The 22,970-nt window shown below is 68.7% G+C and carries 24 protein-coding genes; 11 read left to right on the forward strand and 13 right to left on the reverse strand.

Features of this window, described 5'->3' with window-relative positions:
• The 5 genes from JWP60_RS00940 to JWP60_RS00960 all read right to left on the reverse strand — a co-directional run.
• A partial coding sequence (locus JWP60_RS00940) for a DNA gyrase subunit A (protein ID WP_299785479.1) occupies nucleotides 1-862 on the reverse strand: 862 nt, incomplete at its 3' end.
• Nucleotides 863-880: 18 nt separating this feature from the next.
• A complete protein-coding gene (locus JWP60_RS00945) occupies nucleotides 881-2,017 on the reverse strand; it encodes a diguanylate cyclase (RefSeq protein WP_299785481.1) in 1,137 nt (378 codons plus the stop codon).
• A gap of 51 nt (nucleotides 2,018-2,068) precedes the next feature.
• The gene (locus JWP60_RS00950) at nucleotides 2,069-2,908 is read right to left on the reverse strand and encodes a lytic transglycosylase domain-containing protein (RefSeq protein WP_299785483.1); all 840 of its coding nucleotides are present in this window, start codon (nucleotides 2,906-2,908) and stop codon (nucleotides 2,069-2,071) included.
• Nucleotides 2,905-3,459: a GNAT family protein gene (locus tag JWP60_RS00955; RefSeq protein WP_299785485.1), complete on the reverse strand. Its 555-nt coding sequence runs from the start codon at nucleotides 3,457-3,459 to the stop codon at nucleotides 2,905-2,907. The genes JWP60_RS00950 and JWP60_RS00955 overlap by 4 nt, the downstream gene beginning before the upstream one ends.
• A 7-nt stretch (nucleotides 3,460-3,466) precedes the next feature.
• Complete coding sequence (locus tag JWP60_RS00960; protein ID WP_299785487.1) at nucleotides 3,467-5,431, reverse strand: DNA topoisomerase IV subunit B; 1,965 nt, start codon at nucleotides 5,429-5,431, stop codon at nucleotides 3,467-3,469.
• A 225-nt stretch (nucleotides 5,432-5,656) separates the two neighbouring features.
• Here JWP60_RS00960 and JWP60_RS00965 point away from each other — a divergent pair, with 225 nt between their 5' ends.
• Nucleotides 5,657-6,877, forward strand: coding sequence for an MFS transporter (locus JWP60_RS00965; RefSeq protein ID WP_299785489.1), 1,221 nt, complete (start codon nucleotides 5,657-5,659; stop codon nucleotides 6,875-6,877).
• Nucleotides 6,878-6,879: 2 nt separating this feature from the next.
• Nucleotides 6,880-7,011, forward strand: coding sequence for a hypothetical protein (locus JWP60_RS00970; RefSeq protein ID WP_299785491.1), 132 nt, complete (start codon nucleotides 6,880-6,882; stop codon nucleotides 7,009-7,011).
• A 9-nt stretch (nucleotides 7,012-7,020) separates the two neighbouring features.
• On the opposite strand, the gene JWP60_RS00975 is transcribed toward JWP60_RS00970, so the two are convergent.
• Complete coding sequence (locus JWP60_RS00975) at nucleotides 7,021-8,529, reverse strand: methyl-accepting chemotaxis protein (RefSeq protein WP_299785493.1); 1,509 nt, start codon at nucleotides 8,527-8,529, stop codon at nucleotides 7,021-7,023.
• A 137-nt stretch (nucleotides 8,530-8,666) separates the two neighbouring features.
• On the opposite strand from JWP60_RS00975, the gene JWP60_RS00980 reads away from it, so the two are divergent.
• Genes JWP60_RS00980 through JWP60_RS01000 form a run of 5 tightly spaced genes read left to right on the forward strand, consistent with a single transcriptional unit; the run spans nucleotide 8,667 to nucleotide 12,924 of the window.
• On the forward strand, nucleotides 8,667-9,479 hold the full coding sequence (locus tag JWP60_RS00980) for an SDR family oxidoreductase (RefSeq protein ID WP_299785495.1): 813 nt from the start codon (nucleotides 8,667-8,669) through the stop codon (nucleotides 9,477-9,479).
• A gap of 56 nt (nucleotides 9,480-9,535) precedes the next feature.
• Nucleotides 9,536-10,072 carry a methyltransferase domain-containing protein gene (locus JWP60_RS00985; RefSeq protein WP_299785497.1) on the forward strand — a complete coding sequence of 179 codons (537 nt, stop codon included), beginning with the start codon at nucleotides 9,536-9,538 and terminating at the stop codon, nucleotides 10,070-10,072.
• Between the two features lie 33 nt (nucleotides 10,073-10,105).
• A complete protein-coding gene (gene dapA, locus JWP60_RS00990; protein WP_299785499.1) occupies nucleotides 10,106-10,993 on the forward strand; it encodes a 4-hydroxy-tetrahydrodipicolinate synthase in 888 nt (295 codons plus the stop codon).
• A gap of 29 nt (nucleotides 10,994-11,022) precedes the next feature.
• Nucleotides 11,023-12,099 carry an outer membrane protein assembly factor BamC gene (gene bamC / locus JWP60_RS00995; RefSeq protein WP_299785501.1) on the forward strand — a complete coding sequence of 359 codons (1,077 nt, stop codon included), beginning with the start codon at nucleotides 11,023-11,025 and terminating at the stop codon, nucleotides 12,097-12,099.
• 48 nt (nucleotides 12,100-12,147) lie between these two features.
• On the forward strand, nucleotides 12,148-12,924 hold the full coding sequence (locus tag JWP60_RS01000) for an MBL fold metallo-hydrolase (protein WP_299785503.1): 777 nt from the start codon (nucleotides 12,148-12,150) through the stop codon (nucleotides 12,922-12,924).
• Here JWP60_RS01000 and JWP60_RS01005 read toward each other — a convergent pair.
• From JWP60_RS01005 to JWP60_RS01020, 4 genes are all read right to left on the reverse strand, one after another.
• Nucleotides 12,914-14,545 (reverse strand): filamentous hemagglutinin N-terminal domain-containing protein, encoded by a 1,632-nt coding sequence (locus JWP60_RS01005; RefSeq protein ID WP_299785505.1) that lies wholly within the window; start codon nucleotides 14,543-14,545, stop codon nucleotides 12,914-12,916. The two genes, JWP60_RS01000 and JWP60_RS01005, sit on opposite strands and share 11 nt — an antisense overlap.
• Before the next feature lie 250 nt (nucleotides 14,546-14,795).
• Nucleotides 14,796-15,053, reverse strand: coding sequence for a hypothetical protein (locus JWP60_RS01010; protein WP_299785507.1), 258 nt, complete (start codon nucleotides 15,051-15,053; stop codon nucleotides 14,796-14,798).
• Between the two features lie 160 nt (nucleotides 15,054-15,213).
• Nucleotides 15,214-15,723, reverse strand: coding sequence for a hypothetical protein (locus JWP60_RS01015; RefSeq protein ID WP_299785508.1), 510 nt, complete (start codon nucleotides 15,721-15,723; stop codon nucleotides 15,214-15,216).
• Nucleotides 15,716-16,849 carry a cupin domain-containing protein gene (locus tag JWP60_RS01020; protein WP_299785509.1) on the reverse strand — a complete coding sequence of 378 codons (1,134 nt, stop codon included), beginning with the start codon at nucleotides 16,847-16,849 and terminating at the stop codon, nucleotides 15,716-15,718. The genes JWP60_RS01015 and JWP60_RS01020 overlap by 8 nt, the downstream gene beginning before the upstream one ends.
• A gap of 22 nt (nucleotides 16,850-16,871) precedes the next feature.
• On the opposite strand from JWP60_RS01020, the gene JWP60_RS01025 reads away from it, so the two are divergent.
• Nucleotides 16,872-17,366: an FKBP-type peptidyl-prolyl cis-trans isomerase gene (locus tag JWP60_RS01025; RefSeq protein ID WP_299785511.1), complete on the forward strand. Its 495-nt coding sequence runs from the start codon at nucleotides 16,872-16,874 to the stop codon at nucleotides 17,364-17,366.
• Nucleotides 17,367-17,516: 150 nt separating this feature from the next.
• Here JWP60_RS01025 and JWP60_RS01030 read toward each other — a convergent pair whose 3' ends face one another.
• The 3 genes from JWP60_RS01030 to coaBC all read right to left on the reverse strand — a co-directional run bounded on the left by JWP60_RS01030 (nucleotide 17,517) and on the right by coaBC (nucleotide 19,838).
• Nucleotides 17,517-18,005, reverse strand: a complete 489-nt coding sequence (locus JWP60_RS01030; protein ID WP_299785513.1) for a glycine zipper 2TM domain-containing protein — start codon at nucleotides 18,003-18,005, stop codon at nucleotides 17,517-17,519.
• Nucleotides 18,006-18,172: 167 nt separating this feature from the next.
• Complete coding sequence (gene dut, locus JWP60_RS01035; RefSeq protein ID WP_299785515.1) at nucleotides 18,173-18,619, reverse strand: dUTP diphosphatase; 447 nt, start codon at nucleotides 18,617-18,619, stop codon at nucleotides 18,173-18,175.
• Between the two features lie 7 nt (nucleotides 18,620-18,626).
• Nucleotides 18,627-19,838 (reverse strand): bifunctional phosphopantothenoylcysteine decarboxylase/phosphopantothenate--cysteine ligase CoaBC, encoded by a 1,212-nt coding sequence (coaBC, locus tag JWP60_RS01040; protein ID WP_299785517.1) that lies wholly within the window; start codon nucleotides 19,836-19,838, stop codon nucleotides 18,627-18,629.
• A gap of 195 nt (nucleotides 19,839-20,033) precedes the next feature.
• On the opposite strand from coaBC, the gene JWP60_RS01045 reads away from it, so the two are divergent.
• The 3 genes from JWP60_RS01045 to JWP60_RS01055 are packed head-to-tail and all read left to right on the forward strand — an operon-like array spanning nucleotide 20,034 to nucleotide 22,858.
• Complete coding sequence (locus JWP60_RS01045; RefSeq protein ID WP_299785519.1) at nucleotides 20,034-21,719, forward strand: CTP synthase; 1,686 nt, start codon at nucleotides 20,034-20,036, stop codon at nucleotides 21,717-21,719.
• Nucleotide 21,720: 1 nt separating this feature from the next.
• Nucleotides 21,721-22,575, forward strand: coding sequence for a 3-deoxy-8-phosphooctulonate synthase (gene kdsA, locus JWP60_RS01050; protein ID WP_299785521.1), 855 nt, complete (start codon nucleotides 21,721-21,723; stop codon nucleotides 22,573-22,575).
• Nucleotides 22,568-22,858 carry a DUF1330 domain-containing protein gene (locus JWP60_RS01055; RefSeq protein WP_299785523.1) on the forward strand — a complete coding sequence of 97 codons (291 nt, stop codon included), beginning with the start codon at nucleotides 22,568-22,570 and terminating at the stop codon, nucleotides 22,856-22,858. Before kdsA ends, JWP60_RS01055 begins: the two co-directional genes overlap by 8 nt.
• Nucleotides 22,859-22,970 lie beyond the last annotated feature (112 nt).

The raw sequence follows: 22,970 nt of genomic DNA on the forward strand, positions 1-22,970 counted from the left end.
CTTCGAGCACGCGCTGCGTGCTGACGCCGGGCGGCAGCTCCGTGACAACGAGTTGCCACTGGCCGCGCGCGAGATCCTCGATCTTCCAGCGGGCCCGCACCTTGAGCGAGCCGCGGCCGCCGCGGTAAGCCTCGGCGATGTCGCTGGCCGGGCTGATGATCTGGCCGCCGCCCGGGTAGTCTGGGCCCGGCACGATGGCGAGCAGTTCCTCATCCGTCAGCTTCGGCGTCTTGATCAGCGCGACGCACGCATCAGCGATCTCGCGCAGGTTGTGGCTGGGAATCTCGGTGGCCAGGCCAACGGCGATACCGCTGGCGCCATTGAGCAGCGTGAACGGCAGGCGCGCCGGCAGCTGCATCGGCTCCTGCGTGCTGCCGTCGTAGTTGGGGATGAATTCGACGGTGCCCTCGTCGATCTCCTCGAGCAGCAGGTTGGTGATCTTGGCCAGCCGGGCCTCGGTGTACCGCATCGCGGCGGCGCCGTCGCCGTCGCGGCTGCCGAAGTTGCCCTGGCCGTCGATCAGCGGATAGCGCTGCGCGAAGTCCTGCGCCATGCGCACCAGTGCGTCGTAGGCGGCCTGGTCGCCGTGCGGATGGAAGCGGCCCAGCACGTCGCCGACCACCCGCGCGCTCTTGACCGGCTTGGCGCCATTGGCGCCGCCGCCGAAGGCCAGCCCCATGCGGTACATCGAATACAGGATGCGGCGCTGCACCGGCTTCTGGCCGTCGGCCACGTCGGGCAGCGCGCGGCCCTTGACCACGCTGAGGGCGTATTCGAGATACGCGCGCTGTGCGTAGGTGGCCAGGTCGAGGCCGGTGTCGTCGTCGCCGCCGTCGGCCACGGTGATGAGGTCTTGCTCCATGGGATCGTTTTCGCTAATTCAGACGAGCAGTTCTTCCTGCGTGACGGTAACGATGCGCCTTTCCGAGCCGGTCTGCACCTCCTGGTCGAGGCGGTGGTTCAGCCGCTGCAGCAGCGCCTTGGGCGCGACTTCGGCGGTGGGCACCGCCGCCATCACGATGCGAAAGCGCAGGAATTCGGATTTGAAGGCCGGCAGGGGTTCCTTGAGGCCGGCGACCAGGATGCGCCCCGCTACCGTGGAGGCGGCCTGCCCGGTGGCGACGCCCTCGGCCAGCACGCCGATGCGGGCGTGCGTCAGCCGCGCGGCCACGTCGCCATCGCGCATCAGCGATTCGCGCACGCGGATGGCGGCGGCCAGCACCGCGGCCTCGATGGCCTCGGGGCCGAACTCCGCCCCCAGCGCCGGCAGGTTCTCGATGTGCACCACCATCAGCACGCTCGGATGGCCGTAGCGGCGCGTCAGGTGCCGCGCCGCGAGCACGCGCTCGGCCAGCACCAGCGGCGTGGCCAGTCCCGTGAGGGGATCGACCGTGTTGCGCCCCTGCACGCGCGCCTGGGTCTCGCCGAAGATGCGGCCGCGCCAGTCGGTGGCGAGATAGGTGCAGGCCGACCACACGGCCAGCAGCGCCGCCACCGCCACGGCGTCGTCGAAGCCATTGGGCGTCGCGTCGGCGGCGATGTAGAAGCCGGCCACCATGAGGCAGACCAGGCCCGGCAGCAGCCACCACACCCACGGCTTGCTTTGCCGCCACGCGCGCACCAGCAGGAGCAGGACAGTGGCCGTCCACAGCGTCATGCCCCCGGCCAGCGCCCACAGGTTGTAGACGGCGCCGACGGCCAGCAAGGGCAGCACGCCGGCGCTGACGATCAGCAGCCAGCGGCGCACCTGGCGCAGGCCGCCGGCATGGCTCATCAGGTCGAGCAGTTGCAGGCCGGCCAACGCGGGCACCAGCAGCAGCACCGCGGGCGGCAGCACCAGCCGCCCGCTGATTTGCGATTGCACCGCGACGACGGCCATCAGCGTCGCCGCTGCATGCAGCAGCGGCGGCCGCTCGCGATAGGCGTTGGCCTGCAACACGCACAGGAAGACGAGCAGCACCTGGGCGCCCACGAAGGCACCCAGCCAGAGCTGCGCCGGATCGATCCTGTCGGTCATCGGTGCGAGGGGACGGGGCGGCGGCGGCCGCTGGACGTGCGCTTCATCCTCTCAGTCGCGGGTGGCGCCGGCGGCAGCGGGCAGCGCCGCGGTGTCCAGGGACAGGGCAGGCGCGAAGCCGGGTGGCATGTTGCGCCGCGCCAGGCCCGGTGCGGGACCGGGCAGTTCCATGTGGATGCGGCGCGGCACCGGACCGCCAGGCGCGGCGGCCAGGCGCTGCGGCTTGAGCATGGTGTACAGCTGCATCACGGTCTTCACGTAGTTCTGCGTCTCTCGGTAATTCGGGATGCGGTTGCCGGCGCGTTGTACCGCACCCTCGCCCGCGTTGTAGGCGGCCAGGGCCAGTTCGAGTTGGCCGGGAAACATGCGGATCAGATCGCTGAGATAGCGCACGCCGGTGCGGATGTTGATGCGCGGGTCGGTCAGCTTCCTGGCCAGCGGCATCTTGGCGTCGCCGCTCAAGCCATAGCGCTGCGCCGTGGCGGGCAGCACCTGCATGAGGCCGATCGCGCCCTTGGGCGAAACGGCCGACGAATCGAAGCCGGATTCGGTGGCGATCAACGCCTGCAGCAGTTCAAGCTCGATGCCGTGCTCCGCCGCGGCGTCGCGCAGGTGCTGCTTCACCTGCCGGTAGCTGGGCGAGACGTTGAAATACGCGAGCAGCTTGCTGCTGGCGGCTGTCGGCGCCTGGAGCGCGCGGGGCGTCTGCACGCCCTCGCTGGTGTCGAAGCTTTCGCCGCCGCGAAAGAACAGCGCGTACTGCTCGTCCAGCTTCTCGGCGGCGAAGTGCGCCACGCCGCGGTCGTCGACGTAGCCCCAGATCTCGGCATGCGCGACGGCGTGTCCGCCCAGGGCGAACGCCAGCACGGCAAGGACGGCCAGGCGCCTCATGCCGGCAGCTCCGCGGCCTGCGCGCGACGCCGCATGAATTCGTCCTGCAGCATGGCCATCACGATCAGCGAGTCGTAGCCCTCCGCGGTCTTCACGGCCTGGCGCAGTTCGCCCTCGACGACGAAGCCCTCGCCCGCATAGAGCGCCTGCGCACGCGCATTGCTCTTCTTGCTGTCCAGCCAGAAGCGGTGCGCGCCCAGGTCGTCGAAGGCGATCTTCTTGGCCACCTTGAGGGCCGCGCGGCCGAAGCCCTGGTGCTTGTCGCGCACCACCATGCGTTTGAGCTCCACCGCGAGGTGCGGATTGCGGCAGCCGATCAGGATCAGGAAGCCGCCGGGCTCCAGGCCCGCACCCGTCTCGATGATGAAGTGGCGAAAGTCCGGAAAGCGGATCGCCGCCTCGTGCTGGATGCGCTCCCAGGGCGTGATGAAAGGCAGGTTGGCCGGATCGCGCTCGAGCGACAGCACGAACGCGAGGTCGCTCTGCATGGTCGGGCGCAGGCGCACGCGCGCGCTGCGAACGGCAGGGACGACGGCGGCGTTCGGTGTCATGCCCGGTTCAGACGTCGATTTCCACCGCATCGCCGTGCAGTTCCATCAGCTCGCGGCGGGCCGCGGCCTCGCCTTTGCCCATGAGCTTGGTGATCAGCGATTCGGTGCCGATCTGGTCGAACTTGCCCAGTTGCACGGGCAACAGGCGGCGCGTATCGGGATTGAGCGTGGTCTCCCACAGCTGCTCTGCGCTCATCTCGCCCAGGCCCTTGAAGCGGCTGATGCTCCATTTGCCCTCGCCGACGCCTTCCTTGCGCAGCTTGTCGAGGATGGCCGTGAGCTCGCCCTCGTCCAGCGCATAGAGCTTGGACGCGGGCTTCTTGCCGCGCGCCGGCGCGTCCACGCGATAGAGCGGCGGCCGGGCCACGTAGACGTTGCCCGAGGCGATGAGCTTGGGAAAGTGGCGGAAGAACAAGGTCAGCAACAGCACCTGGATATGTGAGCCGTCGACGTCGGCATCGGACAGGATGCAGATCTTGCCGTATCGCAGCCCCGTCAGGTCGGGACTGTCGCTCACGCCATGCGGATCCACCCCGATCGCCACCGCGATGTCGTGGATCTCGTTGTTGGCGAACAGGCGATCGCGCTCGACTTCCCAGGTGTTGAGCACCTTGCCGCGCAGCGGCAGGATCGCCTGGGACCCTTTGTCGCGGCCCATCTTGGCACTGCCGCCGGCGGAATCGCCCTCGACCAGGAAGATCTCGTTGTGCGCGAGGTCCTTGCTCTCGCAGTCGGTCAGCTTGCCGGGCAGCACGGCAACGCCGGAGCCCTTGCGCTTTTCCACCTTCTGCCCGGCCTTCTGGCGCGACTGCGCCGCCTTGATGGCGAGCTCCGCCAGCTTCTTGCCGTACTCGACGTGCTGATTGAGCCAGAGCTCCAGCGCCGGCCGCACGAAGCTGGAGACCAGCCGCACCGCATCGCGCGAATTCAGGCGCTCCTTGATCTGCCCCTGGAACTGCGGATCGAGCACCTTGGCCGAGAGCACGTACGAGGCGCGGGCGAACACGTCTTCGGGCAGCAGCTTCACGCCCTTGGGTTGCAGGTTGTGCAGCTCGATGAAGCTCTTGACCGCATTGAACAGGCCGTCGCGCAGGCCGCTTTCGTGGGTGCCGCCGGCGGTGGTGGGAATCAGGTTGACGTAGCTCTCGCGCACCGGCGCGCCGTCTTCGGTGAAGGCCACGCACCAGGCGGCACCCTCCCCTTCGGCGAAGTTGTCGTTGCTGTCGGCGAAGCCTTCGCCCTCGAACAGCGGGATCACCGGGTCGCCGGTGAGCGTCTGCATCAGGTAGTCGCGCAGGCCGCCCTTGTATTGCCAGGTCTGCGTGTCCTTCTTCTTCTCGTCGGTCAGCGACACCGTCACGCCCGGCATCAGCACCGCCTTGCTGCGCAGCAGGTGGGCGAGCTCGTTGAGAGGCAGTGCCGTCGTGTCGAAGTACTTCGCGTCGGGCCAGGCGCGCACGGTGGTGCCTTGCTTGCGGTCATCCGGACCGGCCTTGCGCAGCTTGAGCTTTTCCTCGACGTCGCCGCCCGCGAACACCAGCGCCGCAACCTGGCCTTCGCGGTAGCTGGTGACTTCCATCCGCCTGGACAGCGCATTGGTCACCGACACACCGACGCCGTGCAGGCCGCCGGAGAAGCTGTAGGCGCCGCCCTTGCCCTTGTCGAACTTGCCGCCGGCGTGCAGGCGCGTGAACACCAGCTCGATCACCGGCGCCTTCTCCTCGGGATGCAGGCCGAAGGGAATGCCGCGGCCGTCGTCTTCGATGCTGACCGAGCCGTCGCCATGCAGCAGGACGCGGATGCGCTTGCCGTGGCCGGCCAGCGCTTCGTCGGCGGCGTTGTCCAGCACCTCCTGCAGGATGTGCAGGGGGTTGTCGGTGCGCGTGTACATGCCGGGCCGCTGCTTGACGGGCTCCAGCCCCTTCAGCACGCGGATCGAACCTTCGGAGTACTCGGACGGTTTGGTGGCCATGGGAGGGGGATTGTAGTGGCGTCGGCCGCGAAGGCTGTAAATCCATACAGATCGCCGTTGCGCCCTTGGGCGGCTCACTCAGGCTCCTGCCTTATAGAGTCACTCCCTGCCCCGCTGCAAGCAAGCATTGATACGCGGCCGTCATCAATCGCCCCGGAAGAATTCATCGCCATTGCCCGCGTCGTTTGCCAGCAGGGGCAAGCGCTTGTCGCTACAGTTCGCCGCATGAACTCGCCGGCCAGGCTTTCGATGACGCAGGTGCTTGCCTGCGGCGCGCTGATCGTGACGCTCTCGATGGGCATCCGCCACGGCTTCGGGCTGTGGCTGCAGCCGGTCACGCAGGCCCGGGGCTGGGACCGCCAGACCTTCGCGTTCGCGATCGCCATCCAGAACCTGGCCTGGGGTTTCATCGGCATCTTCGCGGGCATCCTGGCCGACCGCTTCGGCGCCTTCCGGGTGCTGATCGCCGGCAGCGTGCTGTATGCGCTGGGGCTGGCCGGCATGGCGCTGTCGCCCGATGCCTTCGTGTTCACGCTCACGGCCGGCGTGCTGATCGGGGCGGCGCAGGCCGGAACCACCTATGCCGTGGTGTACGGCGTGATCGGCCGGCAGATCGATCCGGCCAGGCGCTCGTGGGCAATGGGTGTCGCTGCGGCGGCGGGGTCCTTCGGCCAGTTTCTGATGGTGCCGGTGGAGGGCTTCCTGATCTCCGGCATCGGCTGGCAGCAGGCGCTGCTGGTGCTGGCCGTCGTGGTGCTGTTGATCGTGCCGCTGGCGGCGGGCCTGCGCGAGCCGGGCTTCGCTGGCGGCGCGGTGCCGCCGCGGCGCGAACAGTCGGTGGGCCAGGCATTGGGCGAGGCTTTCAAGTACCCGAGCTTCCAGCTGCTGATGGCGGGCTACTTCGTGTGCGGCTTCCAGGTGGTGTTCATCGGGGTGCACATGCCCAGCTACCTCAAGGACAAGGGGCTGTCGCCGCAGGTGGCCAGCTATGCGCTGGCGCTGATCGGCCTGTGCAACGTGTTCGGCACCTACATGGCCGGCACGCTGGGACAGAAACTCGCCAAGCGCAAGATCCTGGCCGCGATCTATCTCGGGCGCTCGATCGCCATCGCGCTGTTCCTGTGGGCGCCGCTGTCGCCGCTGTCCGTCTATGTCTTCGCCGCCGTCATGGGCGTGCTGTGGCTGTCGACCGTGCCACCGACCAATGCCACGATCGCGCAGATCTTCGGCGTGGCCCACCTCTCGATGCTGGGCGGCTTCGTGTTCTTCAGCCACCAGATCGGCTCCTTCATGGGGGTCTGGCTCGGTGGCCTGCTGTACGACCAGACGGGCAGCTACGACATCGTCTGGTATCTCTCGATCGCGCTGGGCCTGTTCGCGGCGATCGTGAACCTGCCGGTGCGCGAGGCCCCCATCGCGCGCGCGCCCGCGCCGCAGATCGCCTGACGATGCGAGCGCGGACCAGGAGTGTCGCCCTCTGGGCCGCCGCCGCTGCGGTGCTCGCGGGCGTCTTCGCGCTCTACACGCGGCCGCAGATGATGGTGGCGCTGGGCGAGATGATCTGGGCCTGCTTTCGCTGAGGCGTGCGCTCAAGCCAGGCGCAGGTCGCCCGGCAGCGCGGCGCTGCGGGCGGCGCGCGACGGCACCGGCGCCGCGTGCACGGAGATCGTGCCCGCCCGCTCCTCCTTGAACGCCGCCACCGCGCGCACCAGATCCTGGGCGCGGCTGCGCAGGCCGGCCGCCGCTGCGGCCATCTCTTCGACCAGGGCCGCGTTCTGCTGCGTGGTCTCGTCCATCTGCACCACGGTGGCGGTGACGCCCCCTGCGAGCTGCGCCTGCTCGGTGGTGGCCGTGCTGATCTTCTGCATGATCTGCGCCACCTGGTGGATCGCCGCGACCACCTCGGTCATGGTGGCACCGGCCTCGTCCACGAGGGCGCTGCCGCGGTCGACCCGCTCCAGGCTGCTCGTGATCAGCGTCTTGATCTCCTTGGCCGCCTGCGCGCTGCGGGCCGCCAGGCTGCGCACCTCGCTAGCCACCACGGCGAAGCCGCGGCCCTGCTCGCCGGCGCGGGCAGCCTCGACGGCGGCGTTGAGGGCCAGGATGTTGGTCTGGAACGAGATGCCGTCGATCACGCCGGTGATGTCGGCGATGCGGCGCGAGGACTCGTCGATGGCGCGCATCGTCTGCACCACCTGGGTCACCACCTCGCCGCCGCGCGTGGCGACCGCGCTGGCACTGGCGGCCACGTCGCTCGCCTGGCGCGCGCCGGCCGCGGTCCGGCTCACGGCGGCGGAGAACTCGGACAGGCGGCCGGCGGTCTGCTGCAGGTGGGTCGCGGTCTCGTCGGTCCGGTGACTGAGGTCGCGCGTGCCACTGGCGATTTCCGTGGCCGCAGACTCCAGGTTCGCGGCGCCGCCACGCACCGCGGACACGGCTTCGTGCATCCGCTTGAGCATGCCCTGCAGGGCGGTGGCTCCGACCGCCTGCACCGCCACGTCGGCGGCGCCGAGGGCCATGCCGTCGGCCTGATTGACGCGGGCAACCAGCAGTCGCAGTTCTTCGCCTTCGACCGCCGCCCGCAGCATCTGCACGGCCAGCAGCGATTCCAGTCCGGACTGGAACACGACATAGATCGCGTGCACGGCGAGCTTGGCGAAGTCCGGCGAGGGCGTGCAGTAGAAGGCGTAGCCGGCCGCCTGGAGGCGATCGAAGACGACGTGCTGCAGTGCTATCAGCGTGGCGCCGAACACGATCACCCGCCAGTCCAGGTACACGAGCAGGAAGGCGAGCACGACGAACACGCCGAAGTGCGTTTCGATCATCCCGTGCGTCAGCTGGATGTGCAGGATGACCAACGCCATCAGCACGAAGGTGAGGATGAAGCGGCTCGCCGTCGTCCCGCGCGCGAGCGCAAACGCGGCCACGGCCAGGCCGGCCAGCACGCCGGTGCCCCACCATGCCGTCCGCGCCTCGACGAACTGGGCCCCGAGGACCAGGCTGACCGCAGCGGCCAGCGCAATCGAACCCATCATCACGGCATCGCCGAAGCGCGCCCGGGCCCTGCCTGTCGACCCGGTGTTCCTCGTCGCTTCCATGCGCACCTCCGTTACTAGTTGTTACGTGGATCCTAAGGGCACTCCTTTCGATCGTGAAGAGGCGCCTCCCCCTTCTCGGCGGCCGATGTGCCAAATACTCCACAGTCGGGGCGGCCCGGCGATTAAAGTCGCGGCGCATGAACGTCACCCTGATCACCGGCGGCTCCGACGGCATAGGCGCCGAGATCGCCCGCCAGCTCGCCGCCCGTGGGCGGGACCAGGTCGCGCTGGTGCTCGCCGGGCGCAGCCAGGCCAAGCTCGATGCCGTCGCGGCACAGTGCACCGCCTCGGGCGCGCAGGTCCTGTGCGTGGCGATGGACGTCGGGGTGGAGGCACAGTGCCGCTCCCTTGTGGCGCAGGCCGTCACGCGCTTTGGCCGGCTCGACACGCTGGTCAACAACGCCGGCATCTCGGCGCAGGCACTGTTCGAGGACGTCAGCGCGCACGACCTGCACTGGTACGAGGACCTGATGCGCGTGAACCTCTGGGGCGCCGTGTGGTGCACCCACGCGGCGCTGCCGCACCTGAAGGCCGCGCGCGGCCGCATCGTCGCGGTCAGCTCGCTGGCGGGCCTGGTGGGCGTGCCCGGACGCACCGCCTACAGTGCCACCAAGTTCGCCATGGGCGGCTTCTTCGAGGCCTTGCGCAGCGAGCTCAAATCGGCTGGCGTGAGCGTGACGGTCGCCTATCCGGGCGTGGTCGCCACCCACATCCGCGAGCGTGGCTACAACGCCCGCGGCGAGCCCCTGGGCCGCAGCGGCCTGAAGGAAGAAGACGCGATGCCGGTGCCGGAATGCGCGGGGCTGATCGTCGCCGGCATGGAGCGGCGCCAGCGCGAAGTGGTGATGACCGCCCGGGGCAAGCTCGGTCGCTTCCTCAAGCTGCTGATGCCCTCGGTGGTGGAGGAGATGGCGGTGGCGGCCTTGAAGGATGAGGCGCGGCCGCGCTAGTGCGAAGGCTGGAGCGCCCCCAGCCCTCCTCCGGAGGGGGGAAGGAACATAAGGACATGCACGGAACTGAAACACCCTCGCCCTGGATCGTCCGCTTTGCCGGCCTGGTGTCCCCAGGCGGCACGGTGCTGGACCTCGCCTGCGGGCGCGGCCGCCACCTGCGCTGGTTTGCCGGCCGCGGCCACCCGGTGCTGGGCGTCGATCGCGACGCCGACGTGCTGGCCTCGCTGCAAGCGATCGGCGAGACCCTGCAGGCCGACATCGAGAACGGCCCCTGGCCGCTGGCCGGCCGCCAGTTCGCTGGCGTGATCGTGACCAACTATCTCTGGCGGCCCCTCTTCCCGCGCATCGTCGAAGCGGTCGCGCCCGGTGGCGTGCTGCTGCACGAGACCTTCGCGCAGGGCAACGAGACGGTGGGCAAACCGTCGCGGCCTGACTTCCTGCTGGCGCCGGGGGAATTGCTGCGTGCCTATGCCGGCCTGCGGGTGGTCGCGTACGAGGAAGGCTTCGTCGAAGGGCCGCCCCGCTTCGTGCAGCGGATCGCCGCGGTGCGAGAAACGCCGGCCGCTATACCGCCCCGTTACATGCTCTAGCTACAATCGCCCATTCCCCGGGAAGAACCCCCCATGACACCGATTACAGGCAGCATCGTTGCGCTCGTCACGCCGATGCTGGACGACGGCAACGTCGACTACCCGACGCTGCGCAAGCTGGTCGACTGGCACATCCAGCAAGGCACGGACTGCCTTGGCGTGGTCGGCACCACCGGCGAGTCGCCCACCGTCGACGTCGAGGAGCACCGCGAGATCATCCGCGTCGCCGTCGAACAGGCCAACGGGCGCGTGCCTGTCATGGCCGGCTGCGGCGCCAATTCGACGGTCGAAGCCATCGAGCTCGCCACCTATGCGCGCAGGGTCGGCGCCGACTGCCAGCTGCAGGTCGTCCCCTACTACAACAAGCCGACGCAGGAAGGCCAGTACCGCCACTTCAAGGCCATCGCCGAAGAGACGGGCGACCTTCCGATCGTGCTGTACAACGTCCCCGGCCGCACGGTTGCGGACATGCTGCACGACACGGTGCTGCGCCTGGCCGAAGTGCCGGGCATCATCGGCATCAAGGAAGCCACCGGCAACATCGAGCGGGCGCAATGGCTGGTCCGCGACGTGCCCCAGGGCTTCTCGGTGTATTCGGGGGACGACCCCACCGCCGTGGCGCTGATGCTGTGCGGCGGCCAGGGCAACATCAGCGTGACGGCCAACGTGGCGCCGCGCCAGATGCACGAGTTGTGCGTCGCCGCCATTGCGGGCGATGCGAAGCGGGCGATGGAAATCCAGCGCCAGCTGATGCCGGTGCACAAGCACCTGTTCGTCGAGGCGAATCCGATCCCGGTGAAATGGGCAATGGCCCGCATGGGCCTGATGGGAGGCGCGCTGCGCCTGCCGATGACACCGCTGCTGCCGGCCAACGAGGCCGTCGTCGAGGGTGCGCTGCGCGCTGCGGGCCTGCTGGCTTGAGCGCGCGTGAAGTGAAAAGAGGGGTTTCAATGAAGTTGATCGTGAAGTTCGGCGTGCTCGCCGCGGTGGCGGCGCTGTCCGCGTGTTCCATGCTCGAAGGCGACAAGATCGACTACAAGAGCGCAACCAAGGCGCCCTCGCTCGAGGTGCCGCCCGACCTGACGCAGCTCTCGCGCGATTCGCGCTACGTCGTGCCCGGGGGCGCCGTGTCGGCCAACAGCTACCAGGTCGGGCAGTCGATCCCGGGCCTGCCGACGGCGGCCACCGCGGTCGGCGACGTGCGCATCGAGCGCGCGGGCAATCAGCGCTGGCTGGTGATCAACCGTCCGGCCGACCAGCTGTGGGGACCGGTGCGCGACTTCTGGCAGGAAAGCGGTTTCCTGCTGACCATGGACCAGCCCAACCTGGGCATCATGGAAACCGACTGGGCGGAGAACCGGGCCAAGCTGCCGCAGGACTTCATCCGCGGCACGATCGGCAAGGTGCTCGACTCGGCCTACTCGACCAGCGAGCGCGACAAGTTCCGCACGCGCCTGGAGCGCTCCGCCAACGGCGGCACCGAGATCTTCGTCAGCCACCGCGGCATGCAGGAGGTGTACAGCAACGCGCAGAAGGACCAGACGGTGTGGCAGCCGCGGCCGGCCGACCCCGAGCTGGAAGCCGAATTCCTGCGCCGCCTGATGGTCCGGCTGGGCGCACCGCAGGCGCAGGCGCAAGCCGCGTCGACGGTCGCCAGCGACCGGCCGACCTCGCGCGTGTCCGCGCTGAACAACCTGCCGGTGGTGGTGATCGAGGAGCCCTTCGACCGCGCCTGGCGCCGGGTCGGGCTGGCACTGGACCGCACGGGCTTCACGGTCGAAGATCGCGACCGCAGCCAGGGCACGTATTTCGTGCGCTACGTGTCGCCGAACCCCGACAAGAAGGAGCCCGGCTTCTTCGGCAAGCTGTTCAGCCGCGAGAAGACGGAACAGCCCCTGAAGTACCGCATCAACCTCAAGACCGAAGGCCAGACGACGACGGTGTCGGTGCTGAATGCGAACGGCGCGCCCGAGACCTCGGCGAACGCCGGGCGGATCGTTCAGGTCATCGCCGACGATTTGAAGTAGGAGAAAACAAGGCCCGGGCTGTCGCCGCGGGCCTTGCACTTCGTTCCTTTGATCCGTTTCAAATCATTGGGCAGTGGCAGCTCCGGCAATGCCACGGTGATCCAGGTGCGGGCGGGCACGCGCCTGTCGCACCTGCTGGTGGATTGCGGCCTCGGCATCCGCGAGCTCGACAAGCGCCTGGGCGTGGCCGGCATGCTGGCCGACCAGGTCGATGCGATCTTCATCACCCACGAACATGGCGACCACATCGGCTGCGCGCGCCAGCTCGCGCTGCGCGAGCGCATCCCGGTGTACATGAGCGAGGGCACCTATGGCGCGATCGGCCGGCCCGACTTCGACGGGCTGCTGCGGCTGGTGTGCGACGGCGAGGTGTTCGAGGTCGGCGGTCTGCAGGTGCGGCCCTTCACGGTGCCGCACGATGCGCGCGAGCCGCTGCAACTGACCTGTACCGACGGCGCCCTGCGCTTGGGCGTGCTGACCGACCTCGGCCACGTCAGCCCGCACGTGCTGCAGGAACTCGCGGCTTGCGCGACGCTGCTGCTCGAGTGCAATCACGACGAGGAGCTGCTGATGGCCTCGTCGTATCCAGCCTTCCTGAAGCGCCGGGTGGCCGGCGCCTATGGCCACCTCGCCAACAGCGCCGCCGCGACGCTCGCGCAGTCGCTGCTGGCGGCGGGCACGCTGCGCCAGGTCGTCGCCGCGCACCTGAGCGAGCAGAACAACCGGCCGGAGCTGGCGCGCCAGGCACTGCTCGACGCACTGGGCGCCGGCGCGGAGATCCACGTGGCCGACGGCCGCACCGGCAGCGAGTGGCTCAGCGCGTGACCACCGCGCACTGCGTTTCGTTCACCACCACCTTGCGCTGAGAGGCATCGCCCGGATCGGACGGGGCGGCGGCCGCCAGCGCCGCGCTCGTGCGTTGGATGAAGCCGTCGGTGGCCGCTGCCGGCTCACGCAGCGCCGCCTGCACGGCTTCGGGTTGCGCCTCGCGCGGCACCAGCGCCACCGCGCTCACGCTGGCCGGATCGAAGGGGTGGCCCGGAAGGCGCCGGGCAGCCGGGTCGTCGCCGCTGCCATTGCCGCGGCCGCCGCTGCTGCCGAGGGAACCGGGATCGTCGCTGCCATTGCCCTTGCCGCTGTTGCCGCTTCGGTCGGCCCCATTGCCGTTGCCGTCCGCGCCTGAATCGCCCTTGCCCTTGCCCTTGCCGTCGGTGGTGCTGGCGGGCACAGCCCCGCCGATCACATCGACCGTGCCGCGCACGTCCGGACTGTGCGCGCCGGACACTTCGACCCGCCCGCCCGCACCGCCGCCCGCACCGCGCGAGAGGATGGTGCCGGCGAAACGCGTGCTCTGCTCGCTCCAGACCACGACCATGCCGCCGTCGCCCCGCAGCGTCGCGTCCGCCGTGAGCAGCACGCCCTGCTCCACGGCCACCTGGCGCGCGTTGGCCACGCGGCTGTCCTGCCCCTGCCAGCCGCCGCCCACCAGGATCTCGCCGCCGCCCTTGGCGTGACTCACGTTGATCGTGGCGGGCGCCTTCAGCGTCACCTTGGCGGCGCTCACCAGCACCGAGCCGCCATGCGCCAGCGCGCTGGCCTCGATGCTGCCGTCGATCTCGGCCGCGTCGCTGGCCTGCAGCACCACGCGGCCGCCGACGTTGCTCGCGCTGTCCGCCTGCACGACGCCACTGTGCCGCAGTTGTCCGGCGAAGATCGCCACCGAGTCGCCGCGCAAGGTGCCCAGGTTCACCGCCCGATCGCCCGGCGCCCGCACTTGCATCAGGATGCCTTCCAGCCCGCGGCCGGTGACTTCGACGCTGTGCCCGGCCGCGAGCACGACATCGCCGGCAATGGCTTGGACGACGGCGCCGCTGTCGGTCTCCAGGTCCGCACCGATCAACACGACGTCGCCATTGCGCGCCAGCACCTGGCCGCGCACTTCGAGCCGGCCGCTGCCGCTCTTGCTGGCGAAGTCGCGATCGCTGTCCTTGCCACCGAAGGAAAGCCGCCCGGCAATGGCATCGCTGCGGCTCATGCCCAGCGTGCTCGCCGTGAAGCCGGCGGTGTCGATCACCGCGCCCGGTGCGACGGCAATGCCCGCGGGATTGACCAACACGAGATGCCCGTTGGATCCCAGCGTGCCGGCGATGCTGCTCGGGTCGCCGCCCAGCACCCGGTTGATCGAGAGGCTGGCCGTATTCGGCTGGGAGAAGAACACCGTGCTGCCGCCCGGCACGCCGAAGCTGCGCCAATCGAGCGCCGAGCGATTGGTGCCGGCGCCATTCGTGGTGACGACGGTCGTGACATTGCCGGCGGTCTGCACGACCGCGGACCCGTGCAGAGGGCTCAGGCCCGAAGGCTGCGCCCACGCACCGGCAGCAAGGCCGCATGCGCAGGCCACGCCGGCAGCACGCCGCACCAGCGAGAGAGGGAAAGGAGCAGGCAAGGGCATCTTTGCGCTCGCAACGAGTTGCAGAGGCATCGAGTGTTGAAGCTGCGCCGTGGCGGTGCAGTCAAGCACATGCCGCCACGTGATGTCGGACGTGTCGCACACGCTCACGCGCAGTGCGAACTATTGCGCCGCAAACGTTTCTTGCTGCGGGACGGGGAATATTCGGGCGCCGACGGCTGTCGCCCGGAGCCCCTGAAAAACAAAAAAGCCGCCCGAAGGCGGCTTCGCAAGCAGCTCGAAGAGCTTACTTGCTGGCCGAGGCGGCGCCGGACGCCGAGGCCGCAGCGCTCGAAGCCGAGTCGGCAGCAGCGGAGGCCGAGCCGGCGGCAGCCGAAGCAGCACCAGCGGAAGCGTCGGCGGCCGGAGCAGCAGCGGGGGCCGGAGCCGGTTCCGGAGCAGCGGCGGGTGCAGGCGCGGGGGCCGGCGCAGCGTCTTCCTTCTTGCCGCAAGCGGAGAGGGCGACGGCGGCAACCAGCGTGGCCAGAACGAGCGATTTCTTCATTTCAGGTTTCCTTGTAGGGATGGGGACACGTTTCCGGAAATTTGTCCTGGCGGTGCGAAGCCGCTAGTGACCGAGTGGAGAGGCTCGAGCGCTTTCCAGCTCAGCCAAACATTATAGCGGGAAGAGTTCACGAATTGGGGTTGTCCCGTACGGGTGAACGCTAAAGCCCAAGTGTAGTCGCCGGAAAGCCCGGCGTTCCCTGGGCGAGCCATGCATTGAGCGACTCGCGCAGCTGCACGCGGCGGTCGGCTTCGCTGCCGCAATAGCCATTGCTGCGCTCGATGTCGCGGCGTTCCATCACCCATGCCGGAGTCCAGATTGCACTGGGCAGATCGAGCGCATCGGCGCTGGGACACGCCACCGCCGTGACGATGTGCGACCAGGTGCCGCGCCACTGCACGAAGCGCGCATGCTGGCGCAGCATCGCGTCGTAGCGCTTGGCCAGCAGCACCATGCGCCGGCCGCTGTGTGCCCAGGCCTGCAGCGACTCGGTCACCGCGCGTTCGCCGAGCGGCCACTCCTCGAAGCTCGCGTCGCTCAGGATGAGCTCGCGCCAGCCCTCGCGCGCGGCGCAGGCCAGTGCTGCGCGCACGAGTTGGCGAAAGTCCTCGCGGCCTTCGAACCGGCGCGAAGGCAAGGCGTCCGCGCTGTCGTCCCTGGCTTCACTCATCTCCACCTCCATCGGCATGGGCCCAGCCCGCTTCGCACCAGGCCTGCAGCAATTCGCGCGCGCCTGCGCTGGCACCTGCAAGGTCGCGGGCATCGAGCCGGCGATTGTCGGCCAGCCGGCGCATCAGTGTCGCGTCGCGGCCGGCCGCACGCCAGGCCTCGCCATTGATGAAGACATGGCGCCGGTCGTGCAGCATGCGCGTGCGTGCATCGAGCGCCAGCGAGTGCAGGCCACGCGGCGCCGCACCCGGCTCGAACCACACGCTGGCCTTGGGCTCGGTGAGGTATTCGCCCAGCGCGCGATCGAGCGCCGCGGGATCCTTGAGCGCCTGCGCCACCGCTTCCTGCGCGAACTGCGCGAGCCCTTCGGGGATCGCGCCGGGCGTCTGCGTCGCCGGCTGCGCCGGGTCGCGGTACAGCCGCCCGGCCGCGTCCTGGGCGGCTTCATCAGCGATGCGCTGCAGCAGCTCGCGCGCGAGCTCCGCCTGTGCCGGCGCGCGAAAGCCGATGGAGTAGGTCTGGCACTCGCCCTCGGCGATGCCGTCGTGCGCATAACCCGGGGGCAGGTACAACAGGTCGCCGGGCTCCAGCACGTACTCTTGCTGCGGCTCGAAGTTGGCGATGATCTTCAGCGGGACGTCAGGCTGCAGGGAGAAATCGTCCTGCCGGGCGATGCGCCAGCGGCGCCGTCCTTGCGCCTGCAGCAGGAACACGTCGTAGCTGTCGAAGTGCGGGCCCACGCCACCACCGTCGGTGGCAAAGCTGATCATCAGGTCGTCCAGCCGCGCGGCCGGCAGGAAGGAGAAGGCGTGCAACAGTCGATGCGCGGCGGGCTCGTGCAGGTCGACGCCCTGCACCAGCAAGGTCCATGCGGGCTGCTTGAGCGGCGGCAAGGCACGGCGCTGGAACGGCCCGCGTTGCAGGCGCCAGGAGGAAGCGTCGCGCACGACCAGCCGCGACTCGACCTCGTCGCGGGCGGCCAGCGCGAACAGCTCGCGCGGGGCCAGCAAGGGCGTGAAGTCGGGGATGGCATTGCGCACCAGCAGCGGCTTCTTCTGCCAGTGGCGCTTCATGAACTGGGCCGGGCTGAGGCCGCCCAGCAGGGGCAAGGGTCGTGTGGTGTTCATCGCGAGCTGCGACAATTCTGCTATGGAAATCACACCGCACTGCGTTGTCGCGCTCACCTGGACCTTGAAGGACACGCTGGGCGAGGAACTCGATCGCCTCGACGAGCCCGTGGAGTTCCTGGTGGGCGGGCGCGACCTGCTGGCCAAGATCGAGGAAGCGTTGCAGGGCCACGAGCCGGGCGACCGCGTCGACCTGCACCTCGAGCCCGAGGATGCCTTTGGCGACTACGACGAGACGCGCGTGTTCCTGGAACCGCGCTCGCTCTTTCCGCAGGAGCTCGAAGAGGGCATGACTTTCGAAGGCCTGCCCGCGGGCGCCACCAGCGTCGACGCGCCGACCAACCTGCTCTACATGGTGACCGAGATCTATCCCGAACACGTGGTGCTGGACGGCAACCACCCGCTGGCCGGCATCGCCCTGCGCCTGCACCTGAAAGTGGAAGGGGTGCGCGAAGCCAGCGACGAAGAAACCGGCACCGGCACGCTGGGAACGGGGTTCTTCCGCATCGGGGATTGAGGCCGGGGGATGTCATCCCGGGCTCGACCCGGGATCCACGATCCACGCCGGCGCGCACATGAGTGCTGCATGGATTGCGGGTCCAGCCCGCAATGACATGCAGGCATGAAAAAGCCCGGCGCTGCCGGGCTTTCCAGTGCGCGAGCTGAATCAGCCGCGATAGATCACGCCGTTGTCCACCCGCACGCGGTCGCCCACGCGCAGGTCGCCCGTGGCCGGGACCTCGAAGGTGCGGATCACGCCCTGGTCCGACTGCATCGTGATGCGGTAGCCGGCCTGCGTCGTCATGCCTTCACGGTTGCGGCCGATCTGGTTGCCCACCGTGGCACCGGCCACACCGCCCAGCACCGTGGCCGCTGTGCGACCCGCACCGGCACCGATGGTCGAACCGAGCGCCGCACCGGCCAGGCCGCCGACCACTGCACCGATGATGCCGCTGGAAGGCGCATTGGTGCCGACCGGCAGGTACTCGATGTTCACGATGCGGCCGTACTCGGTGCCCGCGGTCGGGTACGACGCCACCGGATAGTTGGTGGTGGCCGGATAGCTGCTGTACGTCGGGCCCATCGGATACGACGAGCAGGCGGCGAGCATGGCCGTGGCAAGGCCGGCGGCGACCAGGGTAGTGATGTTGCGCATGGAATTCTCCTTGGATTCGAAACGATCAAGTCACATGGCGGCCCCCAACGGCACGCCTTGTACATTCATTGAAGCGAGTCGACGCCATGCGCAGGTGCAGTCATTCCCGCAGCTTGATGTAGGCGTTCAGCCGACGCCCTGTCGGTGGCGGCGCACGCGCCGCAGCATCAGCTCTTCCCTGTGGAGCCGTAGCCGCCGGCGCCGCGCTCGGTCGGCGGGAAGTCGTGCACCACGCGAAATGACGCCTGCGCCACCGGCACGATCACGAGTTGTGCCAGCCGCTCCATCGGTTGCAGCGTGAAGGCGGTGTCGCTGCGGTTCCAGGCGCTCACCATCAACTGGCCCTGGTAGTCGCTGTCGATCAGGCCAACGAGATTGCCCAGCACGATGCCGTGCTTGTGGCCGAGGCCCGAGCGGGGAAGGATCAACGCCGCATAGCCCGGGTCGCGCAGCCAGATCGCGATGCCGGTGGGCACCAGTTGCCATGCATTGGGCGCGAGGGTCAGCGCTTCGTCGAGGCAGGCACGCAGGTCGAGGCCGGCGCTGCCGGGCGTGGCATAGGCGGGTAGTTGATCCGCCATGCGCGGATCGAGGATCTTCAGGTCGACTTGCATTCGGTAGTCAGGGGGTCATGCGGCGCGCGATTTCGGCGATCAGCTGGCGCGCGCATTCGGCCTTGGAGGCGCGGGGCAGTTCGACCACGCCCTGCGCGTCGACCAGCAGCATCTGGTTGTCGTCCTGGCCGAAGGTCAGCGGACCGATGTTGCCCACCAGCAGCGGAATGCCCTTGCGTTCGCGCTTGGCCTTGGCGTGCTTCACCAGGTCGTGGCTTTCGGCCGCGAAGCCGACGCAGAACAGCTTGCCGCTCTGCGCGCGCTCGCTGCGGGCAACGGTCGCGAGGATGTCCGGGTTCTCGGCAAAGGCCACCGTGGGCGCGCCGCTGGCGTCCTTCTTGATCTTCTGGTCCGAGTGCGTGAGCGGCCGCCAATCGGCGACTGCCGCACTGGCGATGAACACGTCGGCCTGCGGCACTTCGGCCTGGGTGGCGGCCAGCATGTCGCGCGCCGACTGCACGTCGAGGCGGCGCACGCCGCGCGGCGTGGCGAGGCTGACCGGGCCCGCTATGAGCGCCACGTCGGCGCCGGCAGCGCGTGCCGCTCGCGCGATGGCGAACCCCATCTTGCCGGACGAATGATTGGTGATGCCGCGAATCGGGTCCAGCGCCTCGAAGGTCGGGCCGGCGGTGATCACCACCTTGCGGCCGGCGAGCAGCTTGGGCTGGAAGAAGGCGACCAGGTCCTCGAGCAGTTCGTGCGGCTCCAGCATGCGGCCGTCGCCGGTTTCGCCGCAAGCCTGGAACCCGCTGCCCACGCCCAGGATCGTGGCGCCGTCGGCGGCCAGTTGCCGCATGTTCCGCTGGGTCGCGGGGTGCGCCCACATCTCGCGGTTCATGGCCGGCGCGATCAGCAGCGGCACGCGGTCGATCGGGCGCGCCAGGCACATCAGCGAGAGCAATTCGTCGGCGGCCCCGTGCACCAGCCTGGCCATGAAGTCGGCGCTGCACGGCGCGATGAGGATGGCATCGGCCTGGCGCGAGAGGTTGATGTGCGGCATGTTGTTCGCCTCGCGCGCATCCCATTGCGAGCTGTAGACCGGCCGCATCGACAAGGCCTGCATCGTCACGGGGGTGATGAACTGCTCGCTCGCCGCGGTCATGACGACCTGCACCGTGGCGCCCTCCTTCACCAGCCCGCGGCACAACTCCGCCGACTTGTAGCAGGCAATGCCACCGGTGAGCCCGAGGAGGATGTGCTTGCCGGCGAGGTCATTCATGGGCGGGAGTTTAATGACCTCGGCGTTGCGCACCGGCTGACCCGCTGCGCTGATGACTTCGGCGCTGCGCGCCGGCAGCCCAGACGGCCATTTGTCATCAGCGCAGCGGGTCATGCCGGCCGCGGGCCGTGCCATGGCAGTCATTCTCTATAATCCCCCTTTACCACCTCCCGGGAGCCGGCCTCCCGACCTGACATGACCAAATTCGTCTTCGTCACCGGCGGTGTGGTGTCCTCCCTCGGCAAGGGAATCGCCTCAGCCTCCCTTGCGGCAATCCTGGAGTCGCGTGGCCTCCAGGTCACCCTGATCAAGCTCGACCCGTACATCAACGTCGACCCGGGCACGATGTCGCCCTTCCAGCACGGCGAGGTGTTCGTCACCGACGACGGCGCCGAGACCGACCTGGACCTCGGCCACTACGAGCGCTTCGTCTCCACGCGGATGCGCAAGGCCAACAACTTCACCACCGGCCAGATCTACAAGAGCGTCCTCGAAAAGGAACGCCGCGGCGACTACCTGGGCAAGACCGTGCAGGTCATCCCCCACGTCACCAACGAGATCCAGGAATTCATCCGCCGCGGCGCCGGCATGGGCACGACCACCGAAGTGGACGTGGCGATCGTCGAGATCGGCGGCACGGTCGGCGACATCGAGTCCCTGCCCTTCCTGGAAGCCGTGCGCCAGATGGCGCTGAAGCTCGGCCCCAACAACTCCGCCTTCGTCCACCTCACCTACGTGCCCTTCATCCAGGCCGCCGGCGAGCTCAAGACCAAGCCCACGCAGCACACGGTGCAGAAGATGCGCGAGATCGGCATCCAGCCGGACGCCCTGCTGTGCCGCGCAGACCGCAAGATCCCCGAGGACGAGGCCGAGAAGATCAGCCTGTTCACCAACGTGCCGCGGTGGGGCGTGATCTCCATGCCCGACGTCGACAGCATCTACAAGGTGCCGCGCGTGCTGCACGAACAGGGCCTCGACGGCCTGATCTGCGACAAGCTGCGCCTGAACACGCCGCCCGCCAACCTCAAGCGCTGGGACGACCTGGTGCACGAGGTGGAGCATCCGCGCGGCGAGATCAACATCGCCATGGTCGGCAAGTACGTCGACCTGTCGGACAGCTACAAGTCGCTGAACGAGGCGCTGCGCCACGCCGGCCTGAAGAACCACGTGCGCGTGAAGATCGACTACCTCGACTCCGAGACGATCACGCCCGAGTCGGTCAACCAGCTCTCGAAGTTCGACGCCATCCTGGTGCCAGGCGGCTTCGGCAAGCGCGGCATCGAAGGCAAGATCGCCGCCGCCCGCTTCGCGCGCGAACACAAGCTGCCTTACCTGGGCATCTGCCTGGGCATGCAGGTCGCCACCATCGAGTACGCGCGCGATGTCGCCGGCCTGCCGGGTGCCAACAGCACCGAGTTCGAACCGACCACGCCGCATCCCGTGATCGCGCTGATCACCGAATGGCAGGACGCCAGCGGCGCGATCCAGACCCGCACCGAAAGCTCCGACCTGGGCGGCACCATGCGCCTGGGCGCGCAGAGCTCCGACGTCGCGCCCGGCACGCTGGCGCACAAGATCTACGGCGACGTGGTCACCGAGCGCCATCGCCATCGCTACGAAGCCAACGTCAAGTACCTCGACCAGTTGCGCCAGGCGGGCCTCGTGATCTCCGCGCTGACGCAGCGCGAGCACCTGACCGAGATCGTCGAATTGCCGCAGGACGTGCACCCGTGGTTCATGGGCGTGCAGTTCCACCCGGAATTCAAGTCGACGCCGTGGGACGGCCATCCGCTGTTCAATTCCTTCATCTACGCGGCGTGCGAACACCAGGCGAGTGCGCAGAAAACCGCCGTCACCAAATCGCTGAAGGCGGTGGCCTGACATGAAGCTCTGTGGCTTCGACGTGGGCCTGGACCGGCCCTTCTTCCTGATCTCCGGCCCCTGCGTGGTCGAGAGCGAGCAGCTGCAGATGGACGTGGCGGGCCAGCTGAAGGAGATCACCGCCTCGCTGGGGATCCCCTTCATCTTCAAGAGCAGCTACGACAAGGCCAATCGCTCATCGGGTGCGAGCTTCCGCGGCCCGGGCATGACGCGCGGCCTGGAGATCCTGGCCAAGGTCAAGCGTGAACTGCACGTGCCGCTCCTGACCGACGTGCACAGCGAAGCCGAAGTGCCGGTGGTGTCCGAAGTGGTCGACGTGCTGCAGACGCCCGCCTTCCTGTGCCGGCAGACCGACTTCATCCGCGCGGTGGCGCAATCGGGCAAGCCGGTGAACATCAAGAAGGGCCAGTTCCTCGCCCCCGGCGACATGAAGAACGTGATCCAGAAGGCCCGCGACGCCGCGCGCGAGAAGGGCCTGCCGGAAGACAGCTTCCTGGCGTGCGAGCGCGGCGCCAGCTTCGGCTACAACAACCTGGTGAGCGACATGCGTTCGCTGGCGATCATGCGCGAGACCGGCGCGCCGGTGGTGTTCGACGCCACGCACTCGGTGCAGCTGCCCGGTGGCCAGGGCACGAGTTCGGGCGGCCAGCGCGAGTTCGTGCCGGTGTTGTCGCGCGCCGCGGTGGCGGTGGGGGTGGCAGGCCTGTTCATGGAGACGCATCCCGATCCCGCCAAGGCGCTGTCGGATGGCCCGAACGCCGTGCCCCTGAAGCACATGCGCGCCCTGCTGGAGACGCTGGTGGAGCTCGATCGCATCACCAAGAAGAACGGCTTCCTGGAGAACCAATTTGTCTAGCGCCTACGTCCTTGCCAATGTCCGCGTGACCAACCCGCAGCAGTACGAGGAATACAAGCGGCTCTCCACGATCGCCATGAAGGCGCACGGCGCCGAGGTGTGCACGCGCGGCGGCAAGACCGAGGTGCTCGAAGGCGACTGGACGCCGGACCGCGTGGTCCTGCTGAAATTCCCCTCGCTGGAACAAGCGCGCGCGTTCTACGACTCGCCCGAGTACCAGGCGGCGAAGAAGGCGCGCGAGGGTGCGGCTGTCATGCGCATGTTGCTCGTGGATGGCGTGTGAGCGAGGCAAGCAATTTGGACCGCAGATGTCGCAGAAGTGACGCAGAAAACGCAGAAGAATTCATCTAAGGTTTTTCTGCGACTTCTGCGTCACTTCTGCGAATTCTGCGTTC

The organism is Ramlibacter sp., assembly GCF_028291745.1.
Lineage (GTDB): Bacteria > Pseudomonadota > Gammaproteobacteria > Burkholderiales > Burkholderiaceae_C > Ramlibacter.